The sequence below is a fragment of the Psychrobacter pacificensis genome, assembly GCF_018336615.1.
In the GTDB taxonomy this organism is placed as follows: Bacteria; Pseudomonadota; Gammaproteobacteria; order Pseudomonadales; family Moraxellaceae; genus Psychrobacter; species Psychrobacter pacificensis.
In genome coordinates this window covers 116,065-134,628 of the sequence record NZ_CP048752.1, presented here as the reverse complement: position 1 = coordinate 134,628, position 18,564 = coordinate 116,065, and the positions used below count along the sequence as shown (strand labels likewise).

General features: G+C 44.5%; 8 protein-coding genes, 2 tRNA genes and 3 rRNA genes. 5 read left to right on the top strand and 8 right to left on the bottom strand.

The annotated features are described in order from the left end of the window. Nucleotides 1-307: 307 nt before the first annotated feature. From rrf to GYK50_RS00570, 5 genes are all read right to left on the bottom strand, one after another. A 5S ribosomal RNA gene (rrf, locus tag GYK50_RS00590) occupies nucleotides 308-421 on the bottom strand. Nucleotides 422-583: 162 nt separating this feature from the next. After that, a 23S ribosomal RNA gene (locus GYK50_RS00585) occupies nucleotides 584-3,436 on the bottom strand. Nucleotides 3,437-3,775: 339 nt separating this feature from the next. Further along, nucleotides 3,776-3,851, bottom strand: a tRNA-Ala gene (locus tag GYK50_RS00580). A 97-nt stretch (nucleotides 3,852-3,948) separates the two neighbouring features. Further along, nucleotides 3,949-4,025: transfer RNA gene (locus GYK50_RS00575), tRNA-Ile, on the bottom strand. Nucleotides 4,026-4,098: 73 nt separating this feature from the next. Further along, nucleotides 4,099-5,629, bottom strand: a 16S ribosomal RNA gene (locus GYK50_RS00570). Together the 16S, 23S and 5S rRNA genes with 2 tRNA genes alongside form the textbook arrangement of a ribosomal RNA operon. A gap of 1,113 nt (nucleotides 5,630-6,742) precedes the next feature. Here GYK50_RS00570 and thrS point away from each other — a divergent pair. The 4 genes from thrS to rnr all read left to right on the top strand — a co-directional run bounded on the left by thrS (nucleotide 6,743) and on the right by rnr (nucleotide 13,200). Beyond that, nucleotides 6,743-8,677, top strand: a complete 1,935-nt coding sequence (thrS, locus tag GYK50_RS00565) for a threonine--tRNA ligase (RefSeq protein WP_186475373.1) — start codon at nucleotides 6,743-6,745, stop codon at nucleotides 8,675-8,677. Nucleotides 8,678-8,700: 23 nt separating this feature from the next. After that, nucleotides 8,701-9,204: a translation initiation factor IF-3 gene (gene infC, locus GYK50_RS00560; protein ID WP_071002713.1), complete on the top strand. Its 504-nt coding sequence runs from the start codon at nucleotides 8,701-8,703 to the stop codon at nucleotides 9,202-9,204. Between the two features lie 332 nt (nucleotides 9,205-9,536). Then, complete coding sequence (locus tag GYK50_RS00555) at nucleotides 9,537-10,781, top strand: toxic anion resistance protein (RefSeq protein ID WP_071002711.1); 1,245 nt, start codon at nucleotides 9,537-9,539, stop codon at nucleotides 10,779-10,781. 139 nt (nucleotides 10,782-10,920) lie between these two features. Continuing rightward, nucleotides 10,921-13,200 carry a ribonuclease R gene (rnr, locus tag GYK50_RS00550; protein WP_071002710.1) on the top strand — a complete coding sequence of 760 codons (2,280 nt, stop codon included), beginning with the start codon at nucleotides 10,921-10,923 and terminating at the stop codon, nucleotides 13,198-13,200. Between the two features lie 89 nt (nucleotides 13,201-13,289). Here rnr and GYK50_RS00545 read toward each other — a convergent pair whose 3' ends face one another. From GYK50_RS00545 to hisA, 3 genes are all read right to left on the bottom strand, one after another. Then, nucleotides 13,290-13,589, bottom strand: a complete 300-nt coding sequence (locus GYK50_RS00545) for a hypothetical protein (protein ID WP_071002709.1) — start codon at nucleotides 13,587-13,589, stop codon at nucleotides 13,290-13,292. 81 nt (nucleotides 13,590-13,670) lie between these two features. Continuing rightward, complete coding sequence (locus tag GYK50_RS00540; protein ID WP_228724657.1) at nucleotides 13,671-15,299, bottom strand: mechanosensitive ion channel family protein; 1,629 nt, start codon at nucleotides 15,297-15,299, stop codon at nucleotides 13,671-13,673. Between the two features lie 89 nt (nucleotides 15,300-15,388). Next, the gene (hisA, locus tag GYK50_RS00535; protein WP_212564079.1) at nucleotides 15,389-16,126 is read right to left on the bottom strand and encodes a 1-(5-phosphoribosyl)-5-[(5-phosphoribosylamino)methylideneamino]imidazole-4-carboxamide isomerase; all 738 of its coding nucleotides are present in this window, start codon (nucleotides 16,124-16,126) and stop codon (nucleotides 15,389-15,391) included. 1,082 nt (nucleotides 16,127-17,208) lie between these two features. Between hisA and GYK50_RS00530 the strand changes: the two genes are divergently transcribed. Further along, entirely contained in the window at nucleotides 17,209-18,561 is a 1,353-nt protein-coding gene (locus GYK50_RS00530) for a Na(+)-translocating NADH-quinone reductase subunit A (protein ID WP_212564078.1), read from the top strand. Nucleotides 18,562-18,564 lie beyond the last annotated feature (3 nt).

Genomic DNA, 18,564 nt, shown 5'->3' with positions numbered 1-18,564 from the left:
TGTGTAATTGACACATCTCTCACTGCCAGTCCGTCTGATGAGGGCGTATTATAGACCCTTTATTGATTTAGTCAAGAAGTATTTTTAATTAGTTTGAAATAACTTAATCGCTTAAGCTTTCTCACCACTTCCCTTTCGACTGGGAAGCATTATACGCGGGTTTGAGGCTGGGTCAAGGCTAATTGACCCTTTTTTATAATTATTTTGCCAAATAAAATGAGAACCTATTGATCAGGAAATTATTATTAAAATGCCGACAAAGAAAAGCCCCCTAACGGTTAAATTAGGGGGCTAATCAGGAATAAGGAGCTGACGATGACCTACTCTCACATGGGCGAACCACACTACCATTGGCGCAACGATGTTTCACTTCTGAGTTCGGGAAGGGATCAGGTGGTGCCATCGCGCTATTGTCGTCAGCAAAGGGGGTTAGATATGAGTCTGTTTGTGTGACTTTTGATAAGTACCACTTACCCTAACTGAATCAAGGTTAACGGTGATATCGAAATATTCTGTCTGTTTCTATAGCCTGGGCTATACAAGATAGATTAATTAGACTTGATACAAACCACTTGGGTGTTGTATGGTCAAGCCAAACGAGCAATTAGTACAGGTTAGCTACACACATCGCTGCGCTTCCACACCCTGCCTATCAACGTCCTAGTCTTGAACGGCTCTTTAGGGAAATCTAATCTTGAGGTGGGCTTCCCGCTTAGATGCTTTCAGCGGTTATCCCATCCGAACGTAGCTACCGGGCAATGCCATTGGCATGACAACCCGAACACCAGTGGTTCGTCCACTCTGGTCCTCTCGTACTAGGAGCAGATCCTCTCAAATTTCCAACGCCCACGGTAGATAGGGACCGAACTGTCTCACGACGTTCTAAACCCAGCTCGCGTACCTCTTTAAATGGCGAACAGCCATACCCTTAGGACCTGCTTCAGCCCTAGGATGAGATGAGCCGACATCGAGGTGCCAAACACCGCCGTCGATATGAACTCTTGGGCGGTATCAGCCTGTTATCCCCAGAGTACCTTTTATCCGTTGAGCGATGGCCCTTCCATACAGAACCACCGGATCACTAAGACCTACTTTCGTACCTGCTCGACTTGTGGGTCTCGCAGTTAAGCGCGCTTTTGCCTTTATACTCTTCGACCGATTTCCGACCGGTCTGAGCGCACCTTCGTACTCCTCCGTTACTCTTTAGGAGGAGACCGCCCCAGTCAAACTACCCACCATACATTGTCCTCGGTATTGTGATACCTGAGTTAGAACCCCAACATGACCGGGGGGTAGTTCAAGGATGGCTCCACCAAGACTGGCGTCTCGGTTTCAAAGCCTCCCACCTATCCTGCACAAGTCAGGTCAAAGTTCAATGTAAAGCTGTAGTAAAGGTTCACGGGGTCTTTCCGTCTAGCCGCGGGTACACAGCATCTTCACTGCGATTTCGATTTCACTGAGTCTCTGCTGGAGACAGCGCTGCCATCATTATGTCATTCGTGCAGGTCGGAACTTACCCGACAAGGAATTTCGCTACCTTAGGACCGTTATAGTTACGGCCGCCGTTTACTGGGGCTTCGATCAAGACCTTCGCTTACGCTAAGCCCATCAATTAACCTTCCAGCACCGGGCAGACATCACACCCTATACGTCCACTTTCGTGTTTGCAGAGTGCTGTGTTTTTAATAAACAGTTGCAGCAGCATGGTATCTGCGACTGCCAGCAGCTCAAGGAGCAAGTCCTATCACCACCAACAGCGTACCTTCTCCCGAAGTTACGGTACCATTTTGCCTAGTTCCTTCAGCAGAGTTCTCTCAAGCGCCTTGGTATTCTCTACCTGATCACCTGTGTCGGTTTAGGGTACGATTCGTTTATAACTATTGCTTAGAAGATTTTCCTGGAAGCATGGTATTTGCCACTTCGCTGTACATGTACAGCTTGCTATCAGATCTCGGTATAGAATAGCCCGGATTTACCTAAGCTATAAACCTACATCCTTTCACCTGGACAACCAACGCCAGGCTGACATAACCTTCTCCGTCCCTCCATCGCATTATAAACAAGTATCGGAATATTAACCGATTTCCCATCGACTACGCCTTTCGGCCTCGCCTTAGGGGTCGACTCACCCAGCCCCGATTAACGTTGGACTGGAACCCTTGATCTTCCGGCGTGGATGCTTTTCACACCCATTATCGTTACTCACGTCAGCATTCGCTCTTGTGATACCTCCAGCATGCTTTACAACACACCTTCACAGGCTTACACAACGCTCCCCTACCACTTGAAAACAAATTCAAATCCGCAGCTTCGGCTCCTAGTTTGAGCCCCGTTACATCTTCCGCGCGGGCCGACTCGACTAGTGAGCTATTACGCTTTCTTTAAAGGATGGCTGCTTCTAAGCCAACCTCCTAGCTGTCTATGCCTTCCCACCTCGTTTCCCACTTAACTAGGAATTTGGGGCCTTAGCTGGCGGTCTGGGTTGTTTCCCTCTCCACGATGGACGTTAGCACCCACCGTGTGTCTCCCGGATATCACTCATCGGTATTCGGAGTTTGCATCGGTTTGGTAAGTCGGTATGACCCCCTAGCCGAAACAGTGCTCTACCCCCAATGGTGTTCGTCCGAGGCGCTACCTAAATAGCTTTCGGGGAGAACCAGCTATCACCGAGTTTGATTAGCCTTTCACCCCTATCCACAAGTCATCCCCTGGCTTTTCAACGACAGTGGGTTCGGTCCTCCGGTGCCTGTTACGGCACTTTCAACCTGCTCATGGATAGATCACTCGGTTTCGGGTCTATACCCTGCAACTAGTCGCCCTATTAAGACTCGGTTTCCCTACGGCTCCCCTAAACGGTTAACCTTGCTACAGAATATAAGTCGCTGACCCATTATACAAAAGGTACGCGGTCACCCAACAAGTGGGCTCCCACTGCTTGTACGCACACGGTTTCAGGTTCTATTTCACTCCCCTCACAGGGGTTCTTTTCGCCTTTCCCTCACGGTACTGGTTCACTATCGGTCAGTCAGGAGTATTTAGCCTTGGAGGATGGTCCCCCCATCTTCAAACAGGATTTCTCGTGCCCCGCTCTACTTAATATGTTAACGCTAATGTTTCGAATACAGGACTATCACCTACTATGGTCAGCTTTCCCACGCTGTTCTTCTACATTAGCATTAATCGGCTTCTCCCCGTTCGCTCGCCGCTACTAGGGAATCTCAATTGATGTCTTTTCCTAAGGGTACTGAGATGTTTCACTTCCCTCGTTCGCTTCCTAATAAATTAGGATACCTACCTTATGGTAAGTGGGTTTCCCCATTCAGAAATCTCCGGATCACAGGATATTGCCGCCACCCAGAAGCTTATCGCAGGCTGTCACGTCTTTCATCGCCTCTGACTGCCAAGGCATCCACCATGTGCGCTTCATTACTTGACCATACAACCCCAAGTAGTCTTTCGACTTCTATGTGTCATACAATCTAATTATGATAACGATATCACCTATGTTTATACGCTTGATTCAGTTCTCTTTACTTTTTAATAACTCACCCCTGGGATAACAAACAATGTCGTTAAGAGGTGAGTTATTAAGGTTAAGATGGGCGCGTGAATACGCTCATCCTAACCCAGACTCATATCTATGTTTTTAAATAGTTCCTATGCTCTCGTCGAGTCATAGTTTTCTGTATAAAACAGAAAGAAGTAATCGTGTGCAAATCACTTGTTTCTATTTGATACCTATTTTATTTAGCACGCTAAGCTTAGCTGTATGTAGTGGTGGAGCCAAACGGAGTCGAACCGTTGACCTCCTGCGTGCAAGGCAGGCGCTCTACCAACTGAGCTATGGCCCCTGAGCGAGGATACAATCGAAGCACTGCTTCGATCCGAGCGCAAGAGAGAAATCCCTTAAAGCGGATTTACTTAGGGCTCTTTCACCTACATTAATAATGGTGGGTCTAAGTGGACTCGAACCACTGACCCCCGCGTTATCAACACGGTGCTCTAACCAGCTGAGCTACAGACCCTAATACGTCCTAAAACGTAAGCTTAAACTAAAGAACAACTTGTTGTGAATTCTTGCTGAGCGAATGCTGTCTATAAGGAGGTGATCCAGCCGCAGGTTCCCCTACGGCTACCTTGTTACGACTTCACCCCAGTCATCAACCACACCGTGGTGATCGCCCTCACTAAGTTAGGCTAACCACTTCTGGTGCAATCAACTCCCATGGTGTGACGGGCGGTGTGTACAAGGCCCGAACGTATTCACCGCGGCATTCTGATCCGCGATTACTAGCGATTCCTACTTCATGGAGTCGAGTTGCAGACTCCAATCTGGACTACGATAGGCTTTTTGAGATTCGCATCACATCGCTGTGTAGCTGCCCTCTGTACCTACCATGTAGCACGTGTGTAGCCCTGGTCGTAAGGGCCATGATGACTTGACGTCGTCCCCGCCTTCCTCCAGTTTGTCACTGGCAGTATCCTTAGAGTTCCCACCCGAAGTGCTGGTAACTAAGGACAAGGGTTGCGCTCGTTGCGGGACTTAACCCAACATCTCACGACACGAGCTGACGACAGCCATGCAGCACCTGTATCACAATTCCCGAAGGCACTCTCGTATCTCTACAAGATTCTGTGTATGTCAAGACCGTAAGGTTCTTCGCGTTGCATCGAATTAAACCACATGCTCCACCGCTTGTGCGGGCCCCGTCAATTCATTTGAGTTTTAACCTTGCGGCCGTACTCCCCAGGCGGTCTACTTATTGCGTTAGCTGCGTCACTAAGTCCTCAAGGGACCCAACGACTAGTAGACATCGTTTACGGCGTGGACTACCAGGGTATCTAATCCTGTTTGCTACCCACGCTTTCGAGCCTCAGTGTCAGTATGATGCCAGGAAGCTGCCTTCGCCATCGGTATTCCTTCAGATCTCTACGCATTTCACCGCTACACCTGAAATTCTACTTACCTCTCACCTAATCTAGCCTAACAGTTTCAGATGCAGTTCCCAGGTTAAGCCCGGGATTTCACATCTGACTTATCAAGCCACCTACGCTCGCTTTACGCCCAGTAATTCCGATTAACGCTTGCACCCTCTGTATTACCGCGGCTGCTGGCACAGAGTTAGCCGGTGCTTATTCTGCAGCTAATGTCATCGTCCCCGGTATTAACCGAAGAGTCTTCTTCACTGCTTAAAGTGCTTTACAACCAAAAGGCCTTCTTCACACACGCGGCATGGCTGGATCAGGGTTCCCCCCATTGTCCAATATTCCCCACTGCTGCCTCCCGTAGGAGTCCGGGCCGTGTCTCAGTCCCGGTGTGGCTGATCATCCTCTCAGACCAGCTACAGATCGTCGCCATGGTAGGCCTTTACCCCACCATCTAGCTAATCCGACTTAGGCTCATCTAATAGCGCAAGGTCTAATGATCCCCTGCTTTCTCCCGTAGGACGTATGCGGTATTAATTCGAGTTTCCCCGAGCTATCCCCCACTACTAGGTAGATTCCTAAGTATTACTCACCCGTCCGCCGCTCGACGCCTGATAGCAAGCTATCATCGTTTCCGCTCGACTTGCATGTGTTAAGCCTGCCGCCAGCGTTCAATCTGAGCCATGATCAAACTCTTCAGTTTAATCTTGCTTGAAGTCTTCACTATAAATAGTAAGACGACTTCTAATCTTGGCTCATCTAATCTGGCAAAATCGCTCGTAATTATGTTCGTAATGAATTAACTTTGAGTTTTTCTGCTGTCTTAAATGATAATTTTTATAGTTGGTGTTCTACCGAAAAGATAGTCGACCAACTTTATTTTTTAGCATTCTGAATCAGCAAAAATCCACACAAGTTGTTCTTTAGTTATGCTTTTAAATAGTCTCAATCACTGTCGTCCAGTCATCGATATATAGGGTATTACTGATGCTATCTGCCTTTTCCGTGTCCGGTTAAGCTATCTAGCGAGCCGACTATCTTATCATAATGATTTGAATTGTCAAGACTTTTTATAATTTGTTTCGCCAGGTTAACTGCGTTATTAATGTGTAATCTACACATCTCTCACTGCCAGTTCGTCTGATGAGGGCGTATTATAGAGGGTTTAATTTTTGTGTCAACCTGTTTTGTTGATGTTTTTGGACTTATTTTAGCAGAATATAAAAAAGATAGCTTTTTCAATGGGTTGGAGCTGGCTGCTTTAAAAGGAAAGAAAATAGAAGTGTGCTCTGATTGACAGTTTTATCAGATATGTATTGCCGTTTATTATCTTTGAAGTATTTTTACCTCTTTGAATTTGCTTCTACTTCTTCCACCTTCAATATTGATATTACTACAAACATCGCTATACAGAGGGTCAATCGCCAAGTTTTATATAGTTTTGCCAACATTCTGTTTTGAAATGTTCAAAAATAACTTTCGCAGTTTATCTCTTATTGAGCTTAAGGCTCTACCCCTTGCTATCTAGTCTTGGTAGACGGTTTTTGCTATAATCACCCTTTTATTGCATTACTTATTTTTACTGATTATCTGTATTAGATAGATGACAAAGTTCTGTCTATGATGTCGTTATTGGTTAAACACTCTTGAATAACCAATAAAACCCACAATATATAGCAGTACAAAGCAGTAGCAAGTAATGTGTCACTCTTACTATATATCACAATGATTAGATATAATTGATGCGGTCTTACGGTTATATGATTGATGGTTGCAATCATCACTGCCAACGGACCTAATAACAGGCGAATAGATTATGGTAGCGATTACTTTACCCGATGGTAGCGTGAAAAACTTCGAAGGTCATACAACAGTCATGGAAGTGGCGCAAAGTATTGGGGCAGGGCTCGCTAAAGCGACAGTTGCTGGACGTGTCAATGGTCACCTAGTAGATGCGTACGATCCTATCGTCGCTGATGCCAACGTTGAAATCGTGACACCAAAAGACGATGACGGTGTCGATATCATTCGTCACTCATGCGCTCACTTATTAGGTCATGCAGTTAAACAGCTATATCCTGATGTGAAGATGGTCATTGGTCCTGTTATTGATGATGGTTTTTATTACGATATCTTTAGTGAAACGCCATTTACGCCTGAGCACATGGAAGCTATTGAAAAACGCATGATGGAGCTGATCAAGCAAGATTATGACGTTATCAAAAAAATGACGCCACGTGCCGAAGCAATTGAGATCTTTGAATCACGTAACGAAGACTATAAGCTAAAACTGATTAATGATATGCCAGGTGAAGAAGCTTTTGGTCTGTATCATCATCAAGAATACGTCGATATGTGCCGTGGCCCGCATGTGCCCAATACGCGCTTTTTGAAAGTATTTAAACTGACCAAAATGTCAGGTGCCTATTGGCGCGGTGATGCGAAAAACGAGCAACTGCAACGTATTTATGGTACTGCTTGGGCTGATAAAAAACAGCTAAAAGCCTATATCCAGCGTATTGAAGAAGCAGAAAAACGTGACCATCGTAAAATTGGTAAAGCGTTAAACCTATTTCATATGCAAGAGCAAGCCCCAGGTATGGTGTTCTGGCATGCCAATGGCTGGACAATTTATCAAGTACTTGAGCAATATATGCGTAAAGTACAATACGATAACGGCTACGAAGAGATCAAAACGCCACAAATCGTTGATCGCAGTCTGTGGGAGCGCTCAGGACATTGGGGCAACTACGCAACTAATATGTTCACGACCTCTAGTGAAAATCGTGATTATGCCGTAAAACCAATGAACTGCCCTTGTCATGTGCAAGTGTTCAATCAAGGCTTAAAGTCTTACCGTGATTTGCCACTACGTATGGCAGAATTTGGTTCTTGCCATCGTAACGAGCCATCAGGTTCATTGCACGGTCTGATGCGCGTACGTGGTTTTACGCAAGATGATGCTCATATCTTTTGCACGCAAGCACAGATTCAGCAAGAAGTAGCAGAATTTATCAAGCTAACGCTTGCTGTCTATGAAGATTTTGGCTTCGATAACATTATTATGAAGCTCTCTACTCGTCCCGAAAAACGTGTTGGTAGTGATGAGTCTTGGGACTTTGCAGAAAAGGCGTTAGCAGATGCGCTTGATAGCTCAGGCCTAGACTGGGATTATCTACCTGGCGAAGGCGCTTTCTATGGTCCAAAGATTGAGTTTAGTCTAAAAGACTCGTTAGGTCGTATTTGGCAATGCGGTACCATTCAGGTAGATCCCAATATGCCTGAGCGCCTCGATGCTGAGTTCGTCAATGAGCAGAACGATCGTGAAGTGCCTATTATGTTGCACCGTGCCATCTTAGGGTCATTTGAGCGCTTCATTGGTATTTTGATCGAACACTATGCTGGTTGGATGCCAGTATGGCTAGCACCGCAACAAGTTGTGGTCATGAACATCACTGATAAGCAAGCTGATGCCTGTGAAAACGTGGTTAGTGAGCTCAAAAATGCAGGTTTGCGTGCCGTTAGCGACTTGCGTAACGAAAAGATTGGATTTAAGATACGAGAGAAAACATTAGAACGTATTCCCTATATGCTAGTATTAGGGGATAAAGAAGTGGAATCGGGCAGTGTCAACGTCCGAACGCGCGAAGGTGAGAACCTTGGCGTGATGAGTGTTTCTGAATTTATTACATTAGTACAGACCGCTGTCAGTAAAAAAGGCCGACAGACCCCAAAAACAGATGAGGAGTAATACCTATTAAACAGTCCAACCGTTTGAACATCAACGAAGATATCAACGTCAAAGAAGTCCGTCTCGTCAAAGAAGATGGCGAGCAAATGGGTGTGGTTGATATCGCAACCGCGATGAAAGCGGCACGTGATGAAAACCTAGATTTGGTTGAATTAGTTCCTGAAGCTAAGCCGCCAGTATGTAAGATCATGGATTATAAACATTTCCTCTATGATCAAAAGCAAAAGGCTAAAGAAGCTAAGAAAAACCAAAAGCAGACTCAGCTCAAAGAGATGAAGCTACGTCCTAGTACCGAAGAAGCCGATTATCAGGTTAAACTGAGAAAAATTATCAGCTTCTTGGAAGATCAAGACAAAGTTAAAATTAGCATCCGTTTCCGCGGACGTGAAATGGCGCACCAAGATCTTGGTCGCAAACAACTTGATCGTATCATTGAAGATACTGCTGATATCTCAAACGTCGAACAATATCCTAAGATGGAAGGTCGCCAAATGGGTATGCTGCTTGGACCTACAAAGAAAAAATAGTCTTTTATGAGATTGCTTTAAGTAGTGGCTGTCAGTCCATATAGTTATTTATAAATCTAACCATCAATATGCTACGGGATATTGATGGTTTTTTATTATTTGGACTGCCTACTGTCTCTTTTAAATGTATTTAGCCAGATATAATTGGCTGACGCTATTTTACAAAATCTACCTTCTCAACTATTTGATTACGCGGTAGTCTAAAGATCTGTTTTATATTTGCTAATCAGCATTTATCAAAATTTTTAGTCAGTGTACAACAATAATCTATATCACGACCAATAGAGTCGTTTATAAAAACACTGCTTTTATCTGACATCAAGGGAACTTTCATGCAAGAATTAACACCACCAGAAAACGCCACAACTCCTAGTATCTCTCTCACAGCGCCTGAACCTGTCAAAGAAATACAAAAAAGTGAAGCCGATCAAATGGTTAAGTTGGATGAAAGCCAAATTCCGGAGCTGGATGCCAAAGTGGATGCGTTCGTCGATCACGTGATTACTAACTCCGTGCACAGTCCAGAATTTCAGCAAAACGTCCAATCCATTCATAATCTGGGCACCAAAGAGATTCGTGAATCCGCTCAAGTCTCTAATCGTATGCTTGAGCTACCGGCCAAAAGCCTCAATGACAGCTTGTTTGACAATTCCCCTATTGCCAAATCTTTAACCGAATTACGCGGTATCGTCGAAGATTTAGACCCAAGCAAAAAAGAGCTGACCAATTCACGTAAGCTATTCGGTCTGATTCCATTTGGTAATAAAGTGCAAGACTATTTCCGTCAGTATGAGTCAGCGCAATCGCATATCAATGCAGTAGTAACCAGTTTATATAACGGTAAAGATGAATTGCTCAAAGACAATGCAATGATTGAGCAAGAAAAAGTTAATATGTGGGAGCTGATGCAGTCTATACGCCAGTATATCTATGTTGGCAAAAAGATAGATGAGCAACTAGAGCAAAAAGTCTACGCCATAGAAGCGACTGATCCTGAAAAAGCGCGTATTATCAAAGAAGAGATGCTGTTTTATGTGCGTCAAAAAAACACTGACTTTTTAACTCAGTTGGCCGTCAACGTACAAGGTTATCTAGCGCTCGACACCATCCGTAAAAACAATCTAGAGCTGATTAAAGGGGTTGATCGAGCAACGACGACCACTGTTTCAGCACTACGTACGGCGGTGGTAGTTGCTCAAGCCATGACCAATCAAAAGCTGGTACTTGATCAGATTACGGCATTGAATAAAACCACGAGTAGCTTGATTGAATCAACCTCTGCCATGCTTAAGCGTCAGTCAGGTGAGATTCATGAACAAGCAACAAGTAGTAGCATTGAGCTTGATAAACTGCAAAATGCCTTCAATAATGTCTATGACACCATGGATATGATTAGTAATTATAAAATCGAAGCATTAGAAAATATGAAACAAACGGTCAATAGCTTGACCACTGAAGTCGATAAAGCACAGAAATACCTGGATAAATCAAATCAAACCACAGTGCTAGAAGTCTCAAAAGAGCTAGACAGTAAAAAAATCACCAATCAATCAAGCAGTGTTGATATCGATATTTGATTGATCCCAATAGCGTTCATTTAAAAATGCAACGCTTTTTGCTATTGAAGGCACATAAGGCAATTGACGCAAGATATTGCGCTGCCGTTCGTGTTAAGATAGTCACTATTAATAATTTAAAAAATAGATACGGTAATTTATGAGTTGGAATGATCCAAACGCCTCAAGTGAGGCACAAAAATACGACAACCCAATCCCTAGTCGTGAGTTGATACTCAGTACGATTGGTGAGCATGGGGAAGTCACTCACAAGCAGCTGGCGCAGATCTTTGAGATTGAAGATCCAGATCAGTTTGATGCTTTGGGCAATCGCCTAAAAGCCATGGCACGCGACGGTCAAGTCAATCGCGAAGGCCGTCCCTATCGCTATCGCACAGTCACTAAGCAAGATATCGTTACAGGCACCGTATCTGCACATCCAAAAGGCTTTGGCTTTGTGGTGCTAAGTGATATGCCAGATTTATTTTTGCATGAAAAACAAATGCGCTGGGTATTCAATGGCGATACAGTAGCAGCAGTTGGCACGTCAACAGACAATCGCGGTCGTACTGAAGGTCGTATTGTCGATGTGATTGAGCGCCGCCAGAACAACTTTATCGGTACACTTGCGCGTGATGAAGACGGCTATTGTGTTGAGCTTGGTAGTCCAAACAGTCATCAACCAATCACTGTCACTGATGATAATGTCCAAGCCCTCAATATCAAACAAGGCGCGCCTGTCAAAGTCGATATCATCGACTGGCCGAACCAGCATGAATTTGCCACTGGCAAAATCACTGAGGTATTGTCTGATGATAACGATCGAGAGCTGATTATTGAGACCACTTTACTCAACTATGATATCCCATCAGATTTCAGTGAAGCGGCGCTCAAACAAGCTGCTGAATATCAAGAACCAACTGAGAAAGACATAAAAGGTCGCAAAGATTTGCGTCATCTGCCACTCGTTACTATCGATGGTGAAGATGCTCGTGACTTCGATGATGCCGTATTTGCTGAGAAGCGCTCAGGCGGCAACTACCGCGTCGTGGTCGCAATTGCGGATGTCAGCTACTATGTCACGCCAAACTCTCCACTAGATCAAGATGCTTACGAGCGCGGTACGTCTGTATACTTCCCGCATCGTGTGATTCCGATGCTCCCTGAAGTCCTCTCTAATGGCCTGTGTTCATTGAACCCTAACCTTGATCGTCTATGCATGGTGGCTGATATTAAAGTATCACGTGCAGGTAAGGTCACAGGATATGAGTTTTATCCATCAGTGATGCACTCACAAGCGCGTCTCACGTATAACCAAGTGAACGACTATTTTGTCAATCCGACTGATAAGAGACTTCCTAAATCATTAACGGGCAATAAAGACGTCAAAAAATCGATTGATACATTGCATCAGCTTTATGAGTTACTGCTCAAAAAACGTGAAGAGCGTCATGCCATGGAGTTTGAGACGGTCGAAACCTACATCAAATTTAATGAAAAAGGCGGGATTGACGCTATATTACCGCGTACTCGCGGTGACTCTCAGAAGCTGATTGAAGAGTGTATGCTCCTCGCTAATACCTGCGCGGCAAACTTTGCACTCAAACATGAGCTGCCAGTCTTATATCGTAACCACGATAAGCCTGATAATGAAAAATCAATGCGTATTCACGAATATGCAAAAAACTTTGGCCTACCCTTCCCAGAAGAGAATCCAACGCAAGCCGATTATCAGCGTATTATTGAAGCAACCAAAGACAGACCAGATGCGATTAGCATTCATAGCATGTTGCTGCGCTCGATGATGCAGGCAAATTATGCCCCTGACAATATTGGTCACTTCGGCTTGGCTTATGATGAATATAGCCACTTTACCTCGCCGATTCGCCGTTATCCAGATCTAATGCTGCATCGTGCGATCAAAGCAAAAGTAACAAACAGCAAGCAACCTGTCATGGATTTTTCACTTGACGGCGCGGGTACACAGACGTCTGATACAGAGCGCCGTGCAGAAAAAGCATCTCGCTTTGTAGAGTCTTGGCTCAAGTGTCATTATATGACGGATCATGTCGGTGAAGAGTTCGAAGGGGTTGTGACGACCGTGACCAACTTCGGCCTATTCGTTACGTTGACTGATCTATACATCGATGGCTTGGTACATATCTCCAATGTGGGCGATGATTTCTTTGTTTATGATGAGCAGCAACAGCAGCTCATCGGCAAAGACAAGGGCAAGCTGTTTGGACTTGGTGACTTGGTCAAGGTACAGGTTGCTGGCGTCAACATGGACTTACTGCAAATTGATTTTGATTTGAAAGAAAAACTTCAGTCTAGTGCCATGAATCAGACCAAAAAACAGCCTGCCAAAAAACAGCCGTCTAAGAAAGGTCCAGCAAAGAGAAGTAGTCGTAGAAGCTCTAGCAAAAAAAAGCTAATCTGAAACTGTAGCACCATAAATAAAAAAGGGCTAACGATAACGTTGGCCCTTTTTTATGCTTTGTTATTTATAGTTTTAGGTTAAATATTTTTTTACTGTGCATTACTCATCTGTTCCAAACGATCTTGCTCAGATTGCTGTGCTTGATCGATTTTATTGGTTGCATCATCTAAAATGGCTTTTGGCTGTTCGCCAAGTGGTTTGCTGGCGATATTTGCAGAGCTATTCTTAAAGCTATCTGCATCAGATACAGCTGCTGTAGGCTGTTCAGAAACAGTACTGCTAATGGCAACCTCTCTGTTTTTCTCATGACTATTGCCATTGATGATGTTAAAGCCCAATAGTGCCACGATGCCGATTACGGCAAATATAGTTACATGCTTCATTTCCATAAAAAATCTCGTCTTTGATTAGCTACCAAATACGAGTTCGATTGCACTTTTTGTGCCTATTTTTAAACCTACTATCTCTTACTATTCTTGCGGACTATTATTATTGAGCAAATCCGTTTCATCTGAGCTTTGAGCAATCTCTTGCTCGACCTTTTCCATCAGCTTGTCATCAGGGCGAGCATCGAGGACATCATCAGCATTACGGCCTTGCAAAATAACTTTGGCTCGCGCCTTCGCTTGCTTTTTATCTTTATCGTCAACAGGACGCTCATCAGCTTGAGGCTCGGCAACAGGCTCAGGCGTGGTTGGGGTGATGGTCATGTCAGATTTAGCGCTATCCGCACTGCCCTGCATGTGCTCAAAGGCTTTTTCTAATTTGTTATTAAACCGCAGGCGATAAATAGGCTCAGGTAAACTAAAGCCCTCGTTTTCGAGTGCATGCTTGGTCTCACGAATGGCAATACTACGGGCCTTGGCAAAGTCCGTCTCTGATTGATCTACCCAAACCTGAAACTCTAGCACAATATTGGAATCACCCACATTGGTAATCACCGCGATGGCTTTGGGCTCATCCAATACAAATGCGAGCGTATCGATCGCATCCAGTCCTACTTTGATGGCTGCTAGCGGATCATCATTGGCATCCACTCCTAATTCAAAAGTAAAGCGGCGCTCGGGATTTTTGGTATAGTTGAGAATGGTGCCTTTAAACACCTCAGCATTGGGAATACGCAGCTGGTTACCATCTAGCGTCATCAAGATCGTGGCTCGCGAAGTAAGGCGAACCACGATACCTTCTTGACCATTGATAACCACCTGATCACGGGCGCGAAATGGCTGGCGGATACTGAGCATTAGTGAGGCAATATAGTTTTCGATGGTATCTTTGACCGCAAAACCAACGGCAATACCGATGACACCTGCGCCGCCAAGCAAAGTACCTAAGATGGTTTCTGCCCCGATAAGGCTCAGTCCCAAGATCAGACCAAAAATAATAAAAATAACTTTGACTGTTTGTGATAATAGCTCGGCGACAAACGGATTTGGCGTTAAGCGCTGCCACATTCTCTTGCGATTAGATAACCAACTGCCAAACCATGTCACCAATGCAAAGATAACGATGCCGACTAACAGTAAAGGTAACGCCTTCACTAAGTTTTCCAGTTGCGCTTTCAGTCCTTGATAAACTGTCGAGACATTCTCTTGAACGTCCAACGTTCGATTGATATTGTCATCAACGGTGACTACATCAGTCAAACGGTTGGTCAGATTGATGGCCTGCTGCGCTTTTTTTTCGTTGGCAGTCTCTCCTGCCAAGGTGACCACGCCTTGGCTCACACTGACAGTAACGGCTTGTAGGCCTTCGATTTCAGAGAAAATACCATTGATACGCTGACGGATTTCATTATCTTTTTGCGGGGTGGGTGTGATTTCAATTTGACCGTTATTGGTGCTCTCGCCGCTGATGACAGGGGGCTGAGCAGGTGTCGATAATGAGGTGGCGGGGTCTGATGCTTCCTCGTCTGGCGCAGAATCACTATCAGGTGTTGCCTCTTGTGTACTTTCCACGCCAAGTACGGTTGCAATGCCAGAGAGTTCTTCACCAGCAGCATAGGTGGGCCACGTACAAAAGATGCTTAACAGCAACACCATTTGACCCCACGCATTTATAAAGCGGCGTATCATTGGACGGTCAAAATAACTGGCCATAAGCATCCTTTATTTTTTACGGGTTTTTCTCGCTTAGCTGATTGCTGATAATTAGCTGTCTGATTTTAACCGACTAATTTTTAATTTATTTAGCTATCTAAGTAAAGCTGCGCTTCGCTCAAATTCAACGTGCCTTCATAGATAGCACGACCAGTAATAATACCTTCGATACAATCACCATAAGGCTTTAATAGCTCGATGTCTTTCATATCAGTAACGCCGCCTGATGCAATCACAGGTAATCCGCCTTCACGCGCCAAATTGACGGTTTGTTCAACATTCACGCCTTGCATCATGCCATCGCGGGCAATATCAGTATACACAATAGAAGAAACACCCACATCAGCGAAGCGCTTGGCAAGCTCGGTCGCCTTGGTATCGGTAACATTGCCCCAGCCATGAGTGGCGACCATACCGTCTTTGGCATCGATACCAACAATGATGTGTCCTGCAAATTCACGGCAAGCTTCTGCCACAAAATCCGGCTCTTCAACAGCTTTTGTACCAATAATAATGTAGGTCAGACCGGCAGTAATGTATTGCTCAATAGTATTCATATTACGCACGCCACCACCCAATTGAATAGGCAGGTTCGGATATGCTTTGGTAATATCATTGACCACTTGTCTGTGTACTGGCACGCCATCAAAAGCACCATTCAAATCGACCAAATGCAGACGGCGTGCGCCCTCATCTACCCAACGTGCCGCCATGGCAACGGGATCATCAGAGAATACCGTATCATCTTCCATACGGCCTTGTTTTAAACGTACGCACTTACCATCTTTTAAATCAATAGCCGGGATAATGACAGGCACAGCACACATATAGCATTCCTTATAAAGCATAATATTGGCAATAAATTTAGACAATTACATTGTTGAGAATAAAACGAAATCGAAGCATCAGACCACGATAGAAAACACCACGCAAACGCGGCATAAATTATAGACAAATTCGAGAAACCAAATAAAATAGGTCAGAAATCTGCTCAAATAGAGATAGGATACAATCGAAACCAAACAATCATAACCATAAGTTGTAATACGTAGAATCACTACCAACATTCGTTAAATTCTATTACTGACTGGCAATTTTAGGTCAATTTAGCGTATAATCCTAGGTAAATTTTTATTTGTTTCTATGTGATAGTAACCATGCGTTACGCTTTTTGTTGAGACGGTATTGCTTAATCGCACTTCATAATGCCTCAGAGACAATGAGCAATGGCTCAATATATCCGTATGATATTAACTGATATATTGCCCAAAAGGGTTATAATAGAAATCTAATCTGGTAGTCTGTATACCACCGATACTGCAGTATAAAGCCCCATTGGATGCCGTTTAAAACCCTATTACTAGCTAACAATATAAAATAGTTATGACTAGAGTTTGGCAGCTCACAAAAATGATGTGATGCTTGCTTATCTAGGTTGTCTTTTAGCCAGTTTATCATCTACTTCAATAGATCGTTTTTAGTCACACCTCTAAAAAATTGCGTATTTTTGAATGATGCTGATTGGATAAAAGTGGCCCATCATACTGGTATTACAAGTTTTTAATTTCAATGAAACGTATGATAAGGCTGTTATTTTCAAAGTAATCTCTGTTGGCAATGTGCTTTTGGCGATTGATTTTGATTCAATAGTTTTAGCATACACCTTGGTAGCCAGTCGCCACTTTGGTAATTCGAATAAGACATTAACGTGTTGTTAAGGAGTCTAAGGTCAGCGTTAATACTCTTAATAGTAGTTATGATCATGTATTATCTTCAGAGAGCTTTCATCCTTATTTCAGTATAGAAATAGATGATTGAAGGCTTTATTGAGTGAGATAAATGTTCAAGCTACCGATGTACCAAACAGGATGTCTGGTATCGTTTTAGACTATGGACTAAGTTTTCGCTTATGATTACCATCAAAAAAGGTTTGGATTTGCCCATCACCGGTGAACCCTCCCGCGAGATATCTGAGCACCAACCGACACATGTAGCACTTATTGGCTATGATTACGTGGGCATGAAGCCTACGATGAATGTCAAAGAAGGTGACATTGTAGCCAAAGGTCAGCCCGTTTTTGAAGACAAAAAGCGTGTTGGCGTCATCTATACTGCCCCTGCTGCTGGTAAGGTCGTCGCTGTTAAACGCGGTGAGCGCCGAGTGTTTGAAAGTCTTGTGATTGAGGTCGACCCGAATGGTGAAGAAGTAGACTTTGAGCGCTATGACTCACAGCAGCTTGCTGACCTAGACTCTGAAGTCGTTGAAACCCAACTGATTGCCTCTGGCGAATGGACTGCGTTTCGCACACGTCCCTATAGCCGTGCGCCCGAAATCGGCGCTCGTCCACATGCTATCTTTGTGACAGCAATGGACACCAATCCACTCGCCCTTGATCCAATGCTGGTAATCAATGAGCAGCTACAAGCGTTCAATGATGGCCTAGCAGTACTCTCAACACTCACGCCCAAGACCTTTGTCTGCCACCATGGCGACGCCCAGTTGACGCCAGTTGCAAAAACTGCGGCTAATAATGTCACTGAGTATCATGCCTTTGCGGGTAAACATCCAGCAGGTCTTGCAGGTACGCACATTCATTTCTTGCACCCTATCAGCCGCGGCGTGACCGTATGGACGATTGGTTATCAAGATGTGATTGCGATTGGTAAGCTGTTCACAACTGGACATCTATATACACGTCGTATGCTAAGCTTGGCTGGCCCTGCGGTTACCAATCCGCATCTGATTGCAACCGAGCGTGGTGCTGATATTACGGCATTAACCAAAGGTCAGCTAGCGGCAGGCGAGAACCGTATCATCTCAGGTTCAGTATTGTCTGGTCGCAGAGTATTTGACAATATCGCTTATCTTGGTCGCTTCCACAACCAGATCAGTGCACTGCCTGAAGGTCGTGAGCGTCCTGCGTTTCACTTCTTTAGCCCCGGTAAAAACCGCTTCTCAAAGCTGCCTATCTACATCTCGCAGTTTTTTGGTGGCAAAAAGTACAATTTCACCACAACAAGTAATGGCTCACCTCGCGCCATGGTACCGATTGGTGTCTTTGAAGAAGTCATGCCTCAAGATTACCTGCCCACTCAATTGTTACGTGCTTTGATTGTCGAAGACATCATCAGTGCCACTGATTTGGGTGCACTTGAGTTGGATGAAGAAGACTTGGCACTATGCACCTTTGTATCTCCTGGCAAATATGAGTTCGGTGATATTTTGCGTGATAACTTAACGCGCATTGAGCTGGAGGGCTAACCA

Excerpts from the sequence above, each read along its gene's own strand:
- thrS (WP_186475373.1), top strand. The coding sequence starts at position 6,743 with ATGGTAGCGATTACTTTACCCGATGGTAGCGTGAAAAACTTCGAAGGT.
- GYK50_RS00555 (WP_071002711.1), top strand. The coding sequence starts at position 9,537 with ATGCAAGAATTAACACCACCAGAAAACGCCACAACTCCTAGTATCTCT.
- rnr (WP_071002710.1), top strand. The coding sequence starts at position 10,921 with ATGAGTTGGAATGATCCAAACGCCTCAAGTGAGGCACAAAAATACGAC.
- GYK50_RS00545 (WP_071002709.1), bottom strand. The coding sequence starts at position 13,589 with ATGGAAATGAAGCATGTAACTATATTTGCCGTAATCGGCATCGTGGCA.
- GYK50_RS00540 (WP_228724657.1), bottom strand. The coding sequence starts at position 15,299 with ATGGCCAGTTATTTTGACCGTCCAATGATACGCCGCTTTATAAATGCG.
- hisA (WP_212564079.1), bottom strand. The coding sequence starts at position 16,126 with ATGTGTGCTGTGCCTGTCATTATCCCGGCTATTGATTTAAAAGATGGT.
- GYK50_RS00530 (WP_212564078.1), top strand. The coding sequence starts at position 17,209 with ATGATTACCATCAAAAAAGGTTTGGATTTGCCCATCACCGGTGAACCC.